Below are 15055 nucleotides of genomic sequence, written 5' to 3' on the forward strand. Positions count from 1 at the left end.
CTGGCCCGCCGGGCGCTGGCCCGCCGGGCGCTGGCCCGCCGGGCGCTGGCCCGCCGGGCGCTGGCCCGCCGGGCGCTGGCCCGCCGGGCCGGCACCGCTCGGCCGGATCCCGGCCTCAGCCTACCGGCGTCGAGGCGACCACCTCCGCGGTCATCGGCAGTTGGCGGACGCGCTTGCCGGTCGCCGCGAACACGGCATTGCCGATCGCCCCGCCGATGGTGCCGATCGTGGGCTCGCCCGCGCCCCAGGCGGGCTCCTCGGGCCGGTCGATGAGGATCACCTCGATCGGCGGTACCTCGTCGAAGCGGATCACCGAGTACTGCGGACCGGGATGGAACGACGAGGTGTCCCACACGACACTGGTGACGCCGGTGTGCGCGGTACCGGCCACCGGCCCATAGGCGACCTGCTCCTTCAGCGTCCGGCTGATGCCCTGCACGACGTTGCCCTCGATCTGGTTGCGCAGCCCGTCGGGGTTGATGATCAGACCGCAGTCGTGGGCGACGACCACCCGGGTGACCGCGATCGCACCCGTGGCCTGGTCGACCCGAACCTCGACGTAGGTCGCCACGTAGGCGAACTCGACCTCGTACTGGTGGAACGCGATGCCGGCACCGACGCCGTTCCCGCCGGCCGGACGCGCGTTCCACGCGGGCTTCAGCGCGGCGACCACGGCCTGCGCGCGGGAATCGCTGGCCAGCGAGTCGAGCCTCAGCTGCAACGGATCCCGCCCGGTCGCCGCGGCCAACTCGTCGAGGAACGACTCGTTGGCGAACGAGTTGGAGAAGCCACCGAGCGAGCGCAGCGCGGTCGTGCGCAGGAACCGGTAGGTCAGCGGGGCGGTGGCCCGGCGCGGATTGGCCGGGTCGGTGTTGAAGCTGCGCACGAGCTTGGCGTCGGTCAGGCAGTTGGCGAAGTCGTAGGTCACCGGGGCGTTGCGGCCGGAGGAGTCGTGGGAGTTGTCCGGCAGGTCGGCGGGCAGGAACCCGGTCAGCGTCCCGGCCAGCACGGTACCCGGGTTGTTGCCGCTTGGGCGGCTGTTGGCGGTCAGCGCGTAGAGGCGGTGGTGCCAGGCCACGACCTGGCCCCCGGTGATGCCCGCCTCCAGATCGTGCGAGGCAGCCTCGCCCAGCGGCTCCCAGCCGTTCTCGTCCTGCCGCGTCCACTGCACCCGGACCGGTTTGCCCACCGCCTGGGAGAGCAGGGCCGCGTCGGCGGCGGCATCGTCCGCGCCGTTGTGTCCGTAGCAGCCGGAGCCCTCCTCGTACCTGACGTACACCCGCTGCACGTCGTCGGCGGAGCCGAACAGCAGCGCGGCGAGCACCCCCCGAAGGCCGTACACGTTCTGGCTGCCCGACCAGATGGTGGCCTGGATGCCGGTGATCGGGTCGGGTACGGCGCGTACGTCGGCGACCGCGCACGAGGCGCCCATCGCGGCGTGCATCTGGAACGGGCTGAAGTACCGGGCGGTGATCTGCCGCTCCGCCGCGGCGAAGGCCGTGCCGAAGTCCCCGACGTTCTGGTCGGTGTAGTCCAGGTAGTGGTTCTCCGGCTTGCGCAGCTCCGCGTCCAGAGTCTCCTGCGGGGCCAGCGGCGGTCCCGGTTCCCACTGCACGACGACGCCGGTCGCCGGCGCCGCGGCCACCGAGGCGGCGTACTCGGACGTGGCCACGACGCCCACGAAGTTGCCCTTCTGGACGAGCTGGACGAAGCCGGGGATGGCCCGGGCCCGGGCGAGCGAGTCGGGCGTGATCGAGGAGAACGTCGAGTTGCGCCCCGTCGGTCGGATCACCTTGCCGTGCAGCATGTGCGGGACCACCACATCGCTGACGAACGCGAACGTGGCGTGTGCCTTCGCGGGCAGGTCGGCACGCGCGACGGGTTGACCGACGATCCGGTAGTCGGCCGGGGCCACGACCGGAGCGGCGTCGTCCGCGGTGAGCAGGATGTGCGCCTTGCTCAGCAGGTGGTCGTAGGTGACCCGCCGTGGCGTACCGATGACCGTGAAGACGCCGTCCCGGGCCGCGAGCCGGCTCGGCGCGACCCGCAGGTCCTCGGCCGCCAACCCGAGCAGGGCCTGGTACGCGGTCGCCGCGGCCTGCCGGAGCAGCGGGCCCCCGGTCTGGATGGACTTGCTGCCGGTGGTCGACGCTGACGGGGTGTGGATGGTGTCGCCCTGGACGAAGTCCACCCCGTGCGTGCCGAGCCGCAGCTCTTCCAGCACGATCTGGGTGAGCGCCGTCTGCACGCCGGTGCCGAGTTCGACCCTGGCGCTGTAGATGGTCGTCTTGCCTGGGGCGAGGATCAGCCAGGAGTCGTCGGCCCCGGCGTGGGTGGCGGGGTCGACGCGCAGCTCACGGTCGCGGCTCGGCGCGGCGGCGGCGACATCGTGCAGGCCGAGAGCCGGTGCCAGGGCGAACCCCACGGCGAGAGAGCCGGCGCCCTTCAGGAAGCCCCGCCGGGACAGTGCGCCGGCGGTCATTTCACCATCTCCGTGGCACCCGAGTGGATCGCCTCGACGATGCGGGTGTGCGTCCCGCACCGGCAGAGGTAGTTGAACGTGGATTCGGGCAGCGCCCCCGAGAGGTAGTCGGCGATCTCCTTCCGGGACGGTACCGCGCGGTTGCCCTCGGCGATGCGCGACTCGATCCAACCCAGGGATCCCATGATCATCGCGTTGACGCAGAACGCGCACTGGCCGGCCTGCTCGGTGACGAAGGCTCGCTGCAATGGGTGCGGGCGCGCTTCGGAGCCGATGCCGTCCAGCGTCCGGATGGCCGCGCCCTCCGGCACCGCGTTCAGGTCCGTGACACACGAGCGGGTGACCTCGCCGTTGACCAGGACGGTGCATGCTCCACACTGGGCGACGCCGCAGCCGAATCTCGGCCCGCGCTGGTCGCACTGCTCGCGCAGCACGTACAGCAGGCGCTCGGTGTCGTCGGGCACGGTGACCCGTCGATGGTGGCCGTTCACGGTCAGGTTCCGGGTCAGCGGCGTCGGCACATCTAACTCCTTGAATCCGGGGCTCTGCCCGTGATCCACGCACCACCGCCGTGCGACCGTTCATCGCACACGGACGCCGTTATCAATGTGTGTCTTTTCGTCGCTGCGCGTGACGGATGCCCGGGCGCCTTACCCCGGCAGGGGTCGGCGGAATCTCCGCGATATCCGGCACACGCGCTGCCGCCACCGCGGACAAGCGTTTCGACGCCGGCAGAGGTCCGGCGGCGACCTCATCGTGAACGGTACTCGGACGCGATGGGCTGGCGTCGTGCCCGATGCCGGCCACCGCGCCGGTCTGGCGGCCGGTGACGTCGTCCCAGCGGCGCTGGCGTGACCGCTTCCTCTCCGACGGGCACCGGGGCTTGTCGGGTGGCGTTCGCGATCGCGATGATCATCCTCGGCCTGCTGCTGACCCGGCTCGCGCGTCCGCGGGCGTCTCGCGCCGATCGGCCCGCGCCGTGGGCTCTGTTGCCCAGTGCCTCAACGCCCTTCCCCTACGTCAACCGCCTCCCGTCGATCGCGGAACTTCGTGGCATGGCGGCCTCGCGCGAGTCCTGACAACGGTCGGAACCCAGGTCCGCGACCATCCGCACCCTTCGGCCGGCGGTGCGGGGCGAGGGGAAGGGTGCCTGCGCAGGCTCAGCGCTGGGGGAAGCGGAGGAGCCATGTGAAATAGCCGTCTTTGTCATTAATGTGCACCGGAGTACCACTAGCGGCTAGTCTCGGCCTGTCTCGCACTGATGCACACCTTCGGTGCATATATGGCCGATACGTGCCTGATGTGGCCTGCCGGGAAGTGGTGGGTCTCCGACAGCGCAGGCGGCGTGCAGCTGAGAGGAGGTCAGCCAATGAGGTCTCCCGTCACCCCGGTTGGTGCGGTCCGGACCCGTGCGGCGACGTCGACCGAGGAAGTTGGTCGGCCGCAGGTGTCTGATGCGACTGGCCTTCGCGCCCCAGAAGTCGAAACGGCCGCGCTGGAGGAGCAACAGTCGCGGCACTCGATGACCTCGCTGCACACAGCCCCGCTCTATGCCGCCCCGCGCCACGCCACTGCGCTCGATGCCGTTCCCCTGCACGCGGCCCCACTACACGGGGCTCCGTCACACGCCGCCCCGCTCCCCGCGGCGCGTGTACAAGCTGCCGGTCCAACCACGCGGGTCGGGTCTGGCGTCACGTCCGGCCGGTCGCGGCGCCAACGCTGGATACCCGCCATCGTCGAACTCCTGCGGAGGCTCCCGCGTGGCTAGCCGAGGCGCGGCCTGTGGCTGGGGTGTCGGGGATGTTCACGTGAACGCCCCGGTGGCGACCGCGATCGTGGTCACCCACAACTCGCAGGCGTACATCGCGGCGTCGCTGACCTCGCTGTGTCAGGCGGAGTTGGCCGTGCGCGTGGTCGACAACGCGTCCGTGGACCGGACGCTCGACATCATCGACCGCGAGTTCCCGGACGTGACGGTGGTCGCGAACCCGGTCAACGTCGGCTTCGCCGCGGCGGTCAACCACGCCGTCAGCTCTGTGGAGACCGACATCGTCCTGCTGGTGGACCCGGACTGTGTGGTGCCGCCCGCGACGGCGCACGAGCTGGTGCGGCTTCTGCGCGGTCGGCCGTCGGTCGGTATCGCCGGCCCGAGGCTGATCGGACCGGACGGGCGGGTTGCGATCAGCGCCCACCCCTTCGAGTCGCTGGGCAGCGGGCTGGCCTGGCGATTCTGCGGGAGCCTGTTGCCGCTGGCGTTGCGTCGGCTGCTGTGCGGCGCCCGTCGGCGCCGAGCCTACGATGCTTGCCGCAAACCGGGTGGTCCGGTCGAGGTCGACTGGATGTCGGGCGCCTGCCTGGCCGTGCGCACCGATCTGCTGGTCCGCCTCGGTGGTCTGGACGAACGCTACTTCCTTTACTACGAGGATGAGGAGCTGTGCCTTCGGGCCCGGGCCGAAGGCGCCAAGGCCGCGTATCTGCCCACGGTCGAGGCGTACCACGTGGGCGGCGCGAGCAGCCCCGATCCCGTTCGTAGCTGGCCCCACCTGTACCGCAGCATGCTCGTGTTCTTCGCCCGCCACCGGGCCGAACAGCTCCCCATGGTGCGAGCGGCTGTCCTGGTTCGGGCGCTCATCGGGATCGTCCTTGCCGGTACCAGGCTGCCTCTCGCACCCCGCTCCGGCGCGGCCCGCCTGCGGGCCTGGAGCGAAATAGCCGGGATCGCGTTCGCGGCCCGGACGGGTGCGCCGTTCGCCTCGCTGTGCCGCTATCCCGAGCGCACGGCGGCGGCCCCGGCAGATCAGAAAGACCTGAGCCATCCGTCCGGCGGTGGCTCTTCCTCGCAACGACCGGACCCCGCGCGGGCGACTCCGGCGAACTGAACGGCGATAACCTCATGAGCAGATCATTCGATGTCCGGGCGACGCTGCGCGCGGCCCGGCGCTACCTGGTCGTTCCGCTGCTTGGCGCGGGTATCGGACTCGTGGCCGCGCAACCGGTGACCCATCGCATGCCGGCGACGTACGAGGCGAGCGCGTCGCTGGTCATCACCGCCAGCACCGTTGACGCGACCACCAAGGCGAAGGTGGCCGACCTTGCCCTGGCTCAGAATCTCCTGCCGACCGTCGCGCAACTCGCCCAGTCGCGGGAAGTGGCCCTGTTCACCGCGACCTCGCTGGGGCTGCCTCCCAGTGCGGTGGCCGGCCATGTCAAGAGCTCCCACCAGCCGGGCACACAGATCGTCACGATCCGGGCCACCGCGGCCTCCGCGACCGACGCGGCGGCGATCGCCAACGCCGCCACACAAGCCACCGTGCGTCAGTTCGCCCTGCTGCAGATCGGCGTCGGTGGCAATGTCGCCACGCAGATCCTCGACGAGGCGAGTCCACCGGCCGCGCCGGTGTCGCCGAATCGACGGTTGAACGACGCTCTCGGCGCGCTCGTGGGGCTGCTGGCCGGACTCGGCGTCGGCTGGCTCGACGGTCGTGTCGACAATCGCCTGCGCAGGCCGGCCAAGCTGGCCGGCGAGCTTGGATTGCCACTGCTGGGCATCTTTCCACGCCTGCCCGGCCGATACGCACGGCACAACGCCCGCACTCTCTACACCCGCCGCGGCGTAGCCGACTCGGTGGCCGGCACGGTGGCCGCCCTGGCTGTGCTCACGAGTCCGCTACGGAGCCGCAGGTTGCTGGTGACCAGCGTGCACGACGACGACGGTAAAGGCTTGGTGTCCGCGCTCCTCTCGCTGGCGATGTCCGAGGGTCAGGACCGGGTCACCCTGATCGAGGGCGAGCCTCACCGACCGGGTATCGGTGGGCACTTCCCGGAGGCTGCCGAGTGCACGCTGGCGAAGGCGCTGGCCGACAACCGCGCGGTGGCACCGCTTCCGGGGTCCGCCACGCTGTCGGTCATCGCCGCCGCGCGCCGAAAGCGCACGGATCCGGCACCGAGCAACGCCCAGAAGATCGGGAGCAGGGAGATCGGCGGGCTGGTCAACGCCGCCGCCGACGGTGGCGGCATCGCCATCGTGCACGCACCGCCGGTACTCGCCGGCGCCGACCTCGCCGCGCTGACCCGGTACGCCGACGGGCTGCTGCTGGTTGTGCGGACCGGTGTGACACGCCGGGCCGAGGCACAGCGCGCCGCGATGCTCATCCGGCAGTTGGACCTGCCCGTGGTCGGCATCGTGGCCATCGACGCGGCCGGCCAGACGCGACCAGAGCGGTACCAGAGTCTGACCCTGCCGACCCGGCAGCCGGCGGCGGTGGAAGTGGCCGCGGCTTCGGCGCCCGCCCCGATGCCGGCCGCAGCAGCGCTGCCGGCGGTAGCCGCGCCAGCGCCCATCCAACCGCCGCTGCCGGCAGGGCAGCCAGTACTGGCGCCCGCGGCATCCGCCGCGCAGGCGGAAACACCCGCCGCTCATGCCGCACCACGGCACGCATTGACGAACGGCACTCCGGAAGCCCTACCGCGGACGGCTCCGGAAGTCGGCATATCCCTGGCCACTAGGCACCGGCGCCAGGAGACGGTGGACGCGCTGTCCGCCCCGTTCGCCGTCCTGACCGAGAGCCTTGAGCTTGCCGCTTTGGCCGACGAGGATACGGTCCATCCGGCCGCCGCGGCAAAGGGAAGCGGTGGCGACCAGACGGCCAGTCGGGGCTCCCACACGAATACCGGCCTCGACCAGCCGTGGCAGTTGTCCACCGGCAGGTCGGTGCCGGGATCCCGCTACGCCGAGACCTACCAGCCGCGGGAGTTCGCGTAAGGCCAGGCTTGCCGTCTCGGCCGATGGTCGACACCGATCATGACAAGTCAGTGACGGCACGACCTTCAGGCGCGGGCGGTCACGGTTGGTTCGACAGCCGCGTCGTGACCGTATCGTCGCGCACTGCGGCGAACAATGCCTTCGACTTCGCGTCGTCCAACTGGATCGCTGAGCCATACGGCGTCTGGAGTTCGATGGGGGAGTACGGCGCCGTCGCGAACTTCACGTTCGACGGGTCGATCTCCCGCAGGGCGAGCGCGAGCTTCGTCAGGTCGAGGCTCTCGTCGACGATGATTGCGTCGGCCACGGTGGCCAGCAGCTTGTTGAACTGCAACGGTTTGGTCAACAGGTTCTGCGTGCTGAGCTTCTTGACCAGCGCCTGGACGACCAGTTGCTGGTCGTGGATCCGGGACAGGTTCGCGTCCGGCAGGTCGTAGTGCCGGGCGAGGTCGTCCGCCTCGTCGCCGTTGAGGTGGTGGCGGCCCGCCGTCCAGATCCGGTGAGTGTCGGAAGATTCGACGGTGTACGGCAGGCACACGTCCACGCCGCCCACGGCGTCGACGATGCGCCGGGTCGCCTCGAACGTCGCGACGAGTGCTCCGTCGAGTGTTACGCCAGTGAGCTTGGTGAGCGTCTGTGCGGCCAGTGGGGCGCCGCCGAAGGCGAACGCGGCGTTGAGCTTGTTCATCCCGCCACCCCAGGTGCTGCCCGAGGCGGGGATGTAGACGTAGCTGTCGCGCGGGATCGAGATGATCGCGGCAGCCTCCCGGCTCGCGTCGATGTGAACGAGTATGACCACGTCGGACCGTTGCCCGGAGTGGTTGTCCCGGTTCGGCTCGCCCCGCCGGGAACCAGAGCCGAGCACCAGCAGGTTGAGTGGCCCGGAGTTCGGCTGTGTGGTGTCGCCCGAGGCGCGGGCCGCACCCAGCAGATCCTCCCGGTGCACCTGTCCAGTTTACTGACGGACCAGCAGAAATCCGGCTGTCGCGAGGGCACCGCAGACCAACAAGAGCACCGTGAGCATGGCTGCCAGCGTCCGATTCCACCGCTTGGAGGTGTCCGGGAAGTCGTCGCGATCGGCTCGGTGGCGCCCAGCGCGCTGCCGCTCGCCACGGGTCTCGAAGGGCCGGTCGCCTCCCAGGAAGATGCCGTCCATGGCCGCACGTCCTCCTTGCCATCGGATCCCGGGTGAGCCATCGCTCCACCTTCGCCGAAGATTACGCATAACCCATGAAAACTGGGCAAAAACGCCACACCGTACTCGGACCGGGGGACGGCTCGACTGTCTGGTACCTGGTGGACTGGAGCTGGACGTGCTGCTCAGCTGGGCCAAGGTCCGCGGTCTTTCGAGGCTTGCCACAACTGGCTGCCGAGCAGGACTTCTGCTGATCAGAACATGGGATGCCCGATGCGTCAGGGGCTCCGATCCCGCGAGTTAAGTCGGTTTACGCCCATGGGCTCCGATAGGTATCTATAAGATGACGGTGTCGTCTAAATCAGGATTTAAGGACAGAACAGATCATGCGTTTCCGAAAGATTTTGTTGCCCCTCGCCGCTGCCACTGTCGCTGCCATTGGGTTCGCGGCGGCGCCGGCGTCCGCGGCCCCTACGGGGGACACGTCGACAACCTTCGACGTCAACGCCGGAACCCTGGATATCACTGTGCCGGCCAACGCAACCATCGGCTCTGGTGCGCCGGGTACCACGATCACCGGTCAGCTCGGCGCGGTGACCGTCAGCGACACCCGGGCCACGGATCCAGCCGACTGGGAAGCCACCGTCACGTCAACGGACTTCACCACCGGCACAGCGACGGCCGCGGAGACCGTGGCGGCCACCGACGTCGACTATTCCTCGGGTCCAGCCACCGCGACCACGGGTAACGGGACCTTCACCCCGTCATTGACCCCCGCGCCGTTGGACAACACCACCCCGTTGACCGCGTTCACCCATACCGGCGGCACCGGCGTCAACTCAGCGACCTGGAATCCGACGCTCGCGATCAATGTTCCGCTGGCCAACGTCGCGGGCACCTACACCGGGACGGTGACGCATTCGGTCGCGTGAGCGACCTGCTCGTCTGGCGTCCTGGACGCTTCTGGCAACGCTGTGCCTGTCTGGCCTGGCCCTGGTGGCCCCGGCCAGACAGGCCGCTGCGCAGACCGATCAGAGTGGCAGCTTCGGAATCCAACTGCTCGACGCCCCGACGGACAATCGCTCCGACCCCCGCGCGCTGAAATACATCGTCGACCATCTGACGCCCGGAACTGTGATCCACCGGCGCGTCCTGGTGGTGAACAAGTCGACGGTCGAGCTGCACGTGGCGATCTATCCCGCTGCGGCCAGCGTCGACAAGGGGGGCTTCCAGTTCGCCGGTGGCCGCACCGCCAACGAACTCGTGTCCTGGATCAATGCTTCACCCAGCGAGCTTGATCTTGCCCCCGGGGCGCAGGCACCGTCGGAGGTGACGATCCAGGTACCCACGAAGGTCACCAACGGTGAACGCTACGCGGTGGTCTGGGCCTCGGTGACGTCTGGACACCAGCCATCGGCCAACGTCACCCAGGTCTACCGCGTCGGTGTCCGGGTGTATCTGGATGTCGGCCCCGGCGGTGACCCACCCTCGGACTTCGCGATCGGCCGGCTCGTCGCCGCCCGCAACAGCCACGGGCAACCATCGCTGAGCATCGCGGTGCACAACACCGGGCAACGCGCGCTGGACCTGTCCGGGCAGGTGACGCTCACCGATGGTCCGGCAGGTACCCGGGCCGGACCGTTCCGCGTGTCCCACGACACCACCTTGGGTATCGGCCAGTCCGGAACGGTGACCGCCGCGCTTCCCCGCAACCTGCCGGACGGGCCCTGGACCGTCCGGGTCGATCTGGCCAGCGGCTTGATCCAGCACAGCGTCACCCAGCGCCTGAGGCTCGGTTCCGCCGGGCACGACGGACCGTTCGCCTCCCTGGCCACGCACTCCGCCCTCGTCTGGTCCCTGGTGGTCGTCATCGTGATACTGGTCGCCGGCGCGGCACTGACCGGGCGGCACCTGCACAGGACACGTCGAATCCCGTAGTGGCCGGTCGCGGTGCCGCCGTCCGGCGGCCTCCGGCGAGCCCTCGCTACGAACCGGCCAGCGACGCCGCGGTGTCCGCCAACGCGGCCGCCTGGTCGCGCAGGCAGTCCAGGACCCGGCGCAGCCGGGGATGCCCGGCTGCGCCGGCCGCGGTCAGCGCCGAGACGGTACGCGTGACCGGATGCCGCAGCGGGTGCAGGCTGACGCCGCGGGTGTCGGCGGGCAGCGCCATACGCGGCACGGCGGCCACCCCCGCCCCGGCGGCGACCAGCGCGACGAGGACCGAGAAGTCACTGGCCACGGCGACCGGGCGGGGCACGAACCCGGCCGCGCCGCAGGCCCGCCCGACCAGCTCGTGGCAGGACGTCTCCGGTCCGGGCAGCAGCCAGTCCTCGCCGGCCAGCCGGGCCAGGTCGACGCCGCGTCCGGGGGCGATGCGCAGCCGGGCCGCGAGCGCCTCCGGCATCGCCAGCACCACCGGCTCGTCGAGCAGGTGGTGCTGCTCGCAACCGGGCGGCACGGCGCGGGGCAGGAGACTGTATGCGTGGACCACCGCGAGGTCGACCTCGCCGTGCCGCAGCGCGGCCGTCGCGGCGCCGGGCTCATGCTCGACGATGGACAGTTCGGGCGGCCGCTGCTGCCCCTGACCGAGGCGGCGCCGCAGGCCGGGCAGGAGCGCACGGGCCGCTGACGGGAACGCCGCCACCCGGACCCACCCGCGCCCGCCGTCGCGCAGCGCCCGCAGGTCGGCCTCGGCGGCGGCGAGCCCGGCCAGGACGACCTCGGCGTGCTCGACCAGCAGGCTGCCGGCGGCGGTCAGCCGCAGCGTCCGGCCACGCTTCTCCAGCAGTGACACCCCGGCGTCCTTCTCCAGCGCGGCCAACTGCTGGGAGACCGCCGGGGCGGTCAGGTGCAGGGCCTTGGCCGTCGCCGCCACGGTGCCGTGCACCGAGAGATCGCGAAGCAGTCGGAGGCGCCGTGCGTCCAACACCGGGGTGCCGTCCCTTCCGAGATGGATAAGCTCTTCTTAATGATCGGCAAGGAAAGAATAACTAGACCTTTCCCATTGTATGCGCCACAGTCGACCGGGTGAACGGCCGATTCCTCGCCCTCGCCGGAACCCTCGGCGGGACCGTCGTGCTCTGGGCCTCCGCCTTCCCGGCAATCCGGGTCGGGGTGGACGGTCTCGGGGTGGCCGGGCTGTCCCTGGCCCGGCTCGCCGTCGCGTCCGCCGCCCTGGCGCTTGCCGCCCCGGTGCTGAAGATCCGGCTGCCGCGCCGGCGCGACCTCCCGCTGATCGTCCTGTGTGGAGCGACCGGGATGGCCGCGTACCAGCTGCTGCTCAACTGGGGCGAGGTGCACGTCGCCGCGGGTACCGCGAGCCTGCTGGTGTCCGTCGCCCCGGTGTTCAGCGTCATCCTGGCCACCGTGCTGCTCGGTGAGCACCTCACCCGGTACACCGTGCTGGGCAGCCTGGTCGCCATCGCCGGCGCCGCCGTGATCACCCTGTCCGGCGACGGTCCGGTGCGGCTGTCGGCCAGCGCGGTGGCGGTGCTGGGCGCCGCACTGGTCCAGGGCGTGTACCACTTCGCCAGCAAGCCTCTGCTGCGCCGGTACAGCGGCCGTGAGGTCGCCAGCTACGCGATGTGGACCGGCACCCTGCTGCTCGTCCCGCTGGCGCCCGAGACGGCACGCGCGGTGGCGTCGGCAGCCGCGGCCGCGACGCTGGCGGCCGGGTACCTCGGCCTGCTGCCGTCCGCGCTCGGCTTCGTCAGCTGGGGGTACGCGGTCGCCCGGCTGCCGCTGGCGGCGTCGACCGCCGCGCTCTACCTGGTCCCACCGGTCGCGCTCGCGGTGGCCTACGTCTGGCTCGGCGAGGTGCCGCACCCCGCCGAACTGCTCGGCGGCGCCATCAGCATCTGCGGAGTCGTGCTGATCCACCGGCGGCGCCCCGTCCTCGACCGGTCCGGCTCGGCGCGCCTGCCGCCTCGCCATGGTCCGGACCAGTCGCCGGCCCGGGCCGCGCCGGCTCCCACGGTCGGCGTGCCGGCCGGTTTACCGGGGTCGATGCGCGGGCAATCAGAGGTATGAGCACGGTCTCCGATGCGCAACAGCCGGCCGGCGAGGGCGGGCGGATCGAGGTGGTCACGACCACCGAGCGGCAGGCGCCGGACGGGGTCGCCGGGTCGCTGTCGACGGCGGAGCTGATCAAGCGGGCATCCGATCAGCTGTCCACCCTGGTACGCGACGAACTGGCGCTGGCCCGGGCCGAGATGTCGGCGAAGGCCAAACGTGCCGGCGTCGGAGCCGGACTGCTCGGTACCGCCGGAGTGATCAGCCTCTATGGCGTCTTCGGGGTGCTGGCCGGCGTCGTGCTGCTGGTCGCCCGCGTCCTGCCGGACTGGGCCGCCGCGCTGGTGGTCGGGGCGGGGCTGCTGGTCGTCGCGGGGCTGTTCGGGCTCGTCGGCATCCGGCAGGTCAAGCGGATGTCCCCGCCGGTACCGGAGGGGGCGGTGGCCTCGATCCGGGAGGATGTCAGCGCGCTGAAGGCCGCTGCCCGGCGCAAGGGAGGTCACCGGTGAACCACTCCGCTCCCACCGAGGACGGTGCCGGCACCCGGGTCGAACCGGAGGCGCTGCGGCGCAGGATCGCGTACACGCGCGACGAGCTCGCCGATACGGTCGAGGCATTGACCGCGAAGGCCGACGTCAAGACCCGCGCCGCCCAGGCCGCCGTCGGCGCGGCCGGTACCGTCACGGGCGAGCTGCACGCCGCCGAGCGGGCGGTGGCGACCGGGTACCGCAGCCTCGCCGGCCGGACCGCACCCTGGGTGGTCGGGCTGCTGCTCGCCGGCGTCAGCGCGCTGTTCGCCGCGATCGCAGCCCGTCGTCGCCGCCGGTAGGCGCTCAGCCGCCCACCCTCACACTGCGGCGACGGCGATGCGAGACCGACCGCGGGAACGGTGGGTGTAGCCGACTGCGACCGGGGTAGGGAAAGCAAGTGAGGGCGGCGAAATTCTCCGTACGGGCGTTCACGCGTGCCCGATCGCGGCAACTTGCCCTGCTGTTCCTGCTGTGCGCGATACCCGCGGCAGTCGAGTCCTATCTGGTCCGTTACGTGGGCGGGCTGCACACCAGCCTCCAGGTCACCCCGCAGATCAGCGCGCTGTGGCCTTACGGATCGTTCCACGACCTGCGATGGGTGCTGGTGTACCACCGGACCTGGGCGCAGTTCGTCGCCTTCTCCGTCGCGGCCATCGTCTTGCGCGGCGTGTTCTGTGCGCTCCTGATCGCTGTGGCCTGGCCGCCGAAGGTCGCCCGGCCGCCAGTATCTGTGCTGATCCGTCGCAGCGTCGTCGCCGCCGCCGTGTTCGGCGCTGTGCTGACTCCGTGGGCGGCGCTGTCGGTCGCCCTGTCGGACGTCTCGCTCGGCCTGTTTCTCTTGGGCGAGGTCGCTCCGCTGCTGATCCTAGCGCCGTTCCTCCAACGGGCCGGGATGGTTCCCTCGTGGTGGCGGGGCCTACCGCCGGCTGCCACCGTCGGGATCTCTGTCGCCAACTTCGTCACTCTTACCGCGGGTGGCGGCCTGGTCGGTTATGTACCTGACGGCTGGGAGGTCGTGGCCGCGGCGGTCATCGGCGGCTGCAACGGTTTCCTGTGGGGCCTGGCGGTCCGTGTGGACGTGCGGTCTACCGCCGTGCGCTGGGCGCGGATCCCGGTCAGCCCGATCGCCGTTGCCGTCGTCGCCGCGCTGATGTTCGGGCTGGGCAGCGTCTCGCAACGCGGCGTCGACCGGGCCCATCGGGGCGAGCCGCCGACCCTGGCCGAGGTCGAGGCCCGTGCGGCCGAGCAACCGGTCATCTTCGTGGCCGGCTACAACTCCTCGTACGGCGGGGAGCCGAGCGGCTTCACGCCGCCGATCATCCGGTACTCCTATGAAGGGTTGGATGAGCGGGGCCGGCCGAAGCCGTACCACCCGACCGACACCCATCAGTCACTGGTCACCAGCGCACGGCTGCTGGCGACCCAGATCGCGAAGATCCACAAAGACACCGGGCATCGAGTGTCGATACTCGGCGAAAGCGAAGGCACGCTGATCACCCAGTACTATCTGAGGACCACGCCGCACCTCGAGGTCGATCTGGTCGCTCTGCTCAGTCCTCTGGTACGGGCCGGGCGGGTCTACTACCCACCACCGGGCGCGCACACCGGCTGGGGTATCGCCACCGGTTGGGAACTACGTGGCATCCTCGGTGCGCTCAGCCTCACCGCCGGGCTACCCAACAGCCCCGACGAACCGTTTCTGCGCTCCCTGCTGAACAACGCGCCGCTGTTCCGGGGCAAGCAACTGTTGTGCCCGGTCGCCGGCGTGGAAACCATCGCGCTACTGCCCACCCTCGACGCGTCGGCCAACCCGCCCGGGCTGAGCCCGCAGATCTCGGTGGTTGAGATACCCGCGCCGCACGGCCTGCTCATCGACAACCCGGGTGCGCGGCAACGCATCATCGACTTCTTCAACGCCAAGCAGGTGCAGCCCCGGCACCGCTGGGACTACGCGTTGATCCAGAGCGTCGGTGCCGCATGGCAGACTCCGGCACTGAAGGTGCAATTAAATCCGGTTTGGGACACCGTCGCTGGGGTTCCGACGCAGCGCCACCATCCGGACCGATGCCTGCCACGCTGAACGCCCGGTCGCCCGGTCGCCCGCTCCGTGTGGTTCGACGCTCGGCCTTCATCGT

Annotated in this window: 14 protein-coding genes; 9 read left to right on the forward strand and 5 right to left on the reverse strand. The window is 70.6% G+C overall.

Annotated features, from left to right (window positions below; translation table 11 throughout):
- Window positions 1-115 precede the first annotated feature (115 nt).
- Together Raf01_RS22265 and Raf01_RS22270 are read right to left on the reverse strand one after the other, a co-directional pair.
- Entirely contained in the window at window positions 116-2482 is a 2367-nt protein-coding gene (locus tag Raf01_RS22265; RefSeq protein ID WP_203919910.1) for a xanthine dehydrogenase family protein molybdopterin-binding subunit, read from the reverse strand.
- Window positions 2479-3003, reverse strand: coding sequence for a (2Fe-2S)-binding protein (locus Raf01_RS22270; RefSeq protein WP_203919911.1), 525 nt, complete (start codon window positions 3001-3003; stop codon window positions 2479-2481). Before Raf01_RS22270 ends, Raf01_RS22265 begins: the two co-directional genes overlap by 4 nt.
- A 369-nt stretch (window positions 3004-3372) precedes the next feature.
- Between Raf01_RS22270 and Raf01_RS22275 the strand changes: the two genes are divergently transcribed.
- The 3 genes from Raf01_RS22275 (at window position 3373) to Raf01_RS22285 (ending at window position 7244) form a co-directional block, all read left to right on the forward strand.
- On the forward strand, window positions 3373-3561 hold the full coding sequence (locus tag Raf01_RS22275; RefSeq protein ID WP_203919912.1) for a hypothetical protein: 189 nt from the start codon (window positions 3373-3375) through the stop codon (window positions 3559-3561).
- 729 nt (window positions 3562-4290) lie between these two features.
- On the forward strand, window positions 4291-5361 hold the full coding sequence (locus tag Raf01_RS22280; protein ID WP_203919913.1) for a glycosyltransferase family 2 protein: 1071 nt from the start codon (window positions 4291-4293) through the stop codon (window positions 5359-5361).
- A gap of 14 nt (window positions 5362-5375) precedes the next feature.
- The gene (locus tag Raf01_RS22285; protein WP_203919914.1) at window positions 5376-7244 is read left to right on the forward strand and encodes a hypothetical protein; all 1869 of its coding nucleotides are present in this window, start codon (window positions 5376-5378) and stop codon (window positions 7242-7244) included.
- Between the two features lie 79 nt (window positions 7245-7323).
- Here the strand turns inward: Raf01_RS22285 and Raf01_RS22290 are convergent, their stop codons facing one another.
- Together Raf01_RS22290 and Raf01_RS22295 are read right to left on the reverse strand one after the other, a co-directional pair.
- Window positions 7324-8190, reverse strand: a complete 867-nt coding sequence (locus Raf01_RS22290; RefSeq protein WP_203919915.1) for an LCP family protein — start codon at window positions 8188-8190, stop codon at window positions 7324-7326.
- A 9-nt stretch (window positions 8191-8199) separates the two neighbouring features.
- Window positions 8200-8400 carry a hypothetical protein gene (locus Raf01_RS22295; RefSeq protein ID WP_203919916.1) on the reverse strand — a complete coding sequence of 67 codons (201 nt, stop codon included), beginning with the start codon at window positions 8398-8400 and terminating at the stop codon, window positions 8200-8202.
- Between the two features lie 506 nt (window positions 8401-8906).
- Here Raf01_RS22295 and Raf01_RS22300 point away from each other — a divergent pair.
- Window positions 8907-9311: a hypothetical protein gene (locus Raf01_RS22300; RefSeq protein WP_239133811.1), complete on the forward strand. Its 405-nt coding sequence runs from the start codon at window positions 8907-8909 to the stop codon at window positions 9309-9311.
- Window positions 9312-9375: 64 nt separating this feature from the next.
- The gene (locus tag Raf01_RS22305) at window positions 9376-10317 is read left to right on the forward strand and encodes a hypothetical protein (protein ID WP_203919918.1); all 942 of its coding nucleotides are present in this window, start codon (window positions 9376-9378) and stop codon (window positions 10315-10317) included.
- 46 nt (window positions 10318-10363) lie between these two features.
- Here Raf01_RS22305 and Raf01_RS22310 read toward each other — a convergent pair whose 3' ends face one another.
- On the reverse strand, window positions 10364-11308 hold the full coding sequence (locus tag Raf01_RS22310) for a LysR family transcriptional regulator (protein WP_275413022.1): 945 nt from the start codon (window positions 11306-11308) through the stop codon (window positions 10364-10366).
- A gap of 98 nt (window positions 11309-11406) precedes the next feature.
- Here Raf01_RS22310 and Raf01_RS22315 point away from each other — a divergent pair, with 98 nt between their 5' ends.
- The 4 genes from Raf01_RS22315 to Raf01_RS22330 all read left to right on the forward strand — a co-directional run bounded on the left by Raf01_RS22315 (window position 11407) and on the right by Raf01_RS22330 (window position 15000).
- Window positions 11407-12408 (forward strand): DMT family transporter, encoded by a 1002-nt coding sequence (locus Raf01_RS22315; protein WP_203919920.1) that lies wholly within the window; start codon window positions 11407-11409, stop codon window positions 12406-12408.
- Window positions 12405-12899 (forward strand): phage holin family protein, encoded by a 495-nt coding sequence (locus Raf01_RS22320; RefSeq protein ID WP_203919921.1) that lies wholly within the window; start codon window positions 12405-12407, stop codon window positions 12897-12899. Before Raf01_RS22315 ends, Raf01_RS22320 begins: the two co-directional genes overlap by 4 nt.
- Window positions 12896-13219: a DUF3618 domain-containing protein gene (locus Raf01_RS22325; RefSeq protein WP_203919922.1), complete on the forward strand. Its 324-nt coding sequence runs from the start codon at window positions 12896-12898 to the stop codon at window positions 13217-13219. Before Raf01_RS22320 ends, Raf01_RS22325 begins: the two co-directional genes overlap by 4 nt.
- A 98-nt stretch (window positions 13220-13317) precedes the next feature.
- Window positions 13318-15000, forward strand: a complete 1683-nt coding sequence (locus Raf01_RS22330; protein ID WP_203919923.1) for a lipase family protein — start codon at window positions 13318-13320, stop codon at window positions 14998-15000.
- The last annotated feature ends 55 nt before the right edge of the window (window positions 15001-15055 follow it).

It is taken from the genome of Rugosimonospora africana, from assembly GCF_016862975.1.
Taxonomy (GTDB): domain Bacteria; phylum Actinomycetota; class Actinomycetes; order Mycobacteriales; family Micromonosporaceae; genus Rugosimonospora; species Rugosimonospora africana.

Bases quoted from the DNA above. Each gene is read 5' to 3' on its own strand.
- Raf01_RS22320 (WP_203919921.1), top strand. From the start codon at position 12,405: ATGAGCACGGTCTCCGATGCGCAACAGCCGGCCGGCGAGGGCGGGCGG.
- Raf01_RS22265 (WP_203919910.1), bottom strand. From the start codon at position 2,482: ATGACCGCCGGCGCACTGTCCCGGCGGGGCTTCCTGAAGGGCGCCGGC.
- Raf01_RS22295 (WP_203919916.1), bottom strand. From the start codon at position 8,400: ATGGACGGCATCTTCCTGGGAGGCGACCGGCCCTTCGAGACCCGTGGC.
- Raf01_RS22285 (WP_203919914.1), top strand. From the start codon at position 5,376: ATGAGCAGATCATTCGATGTCCGGGCGACGCTGCGCGCGGCCCGGCGC.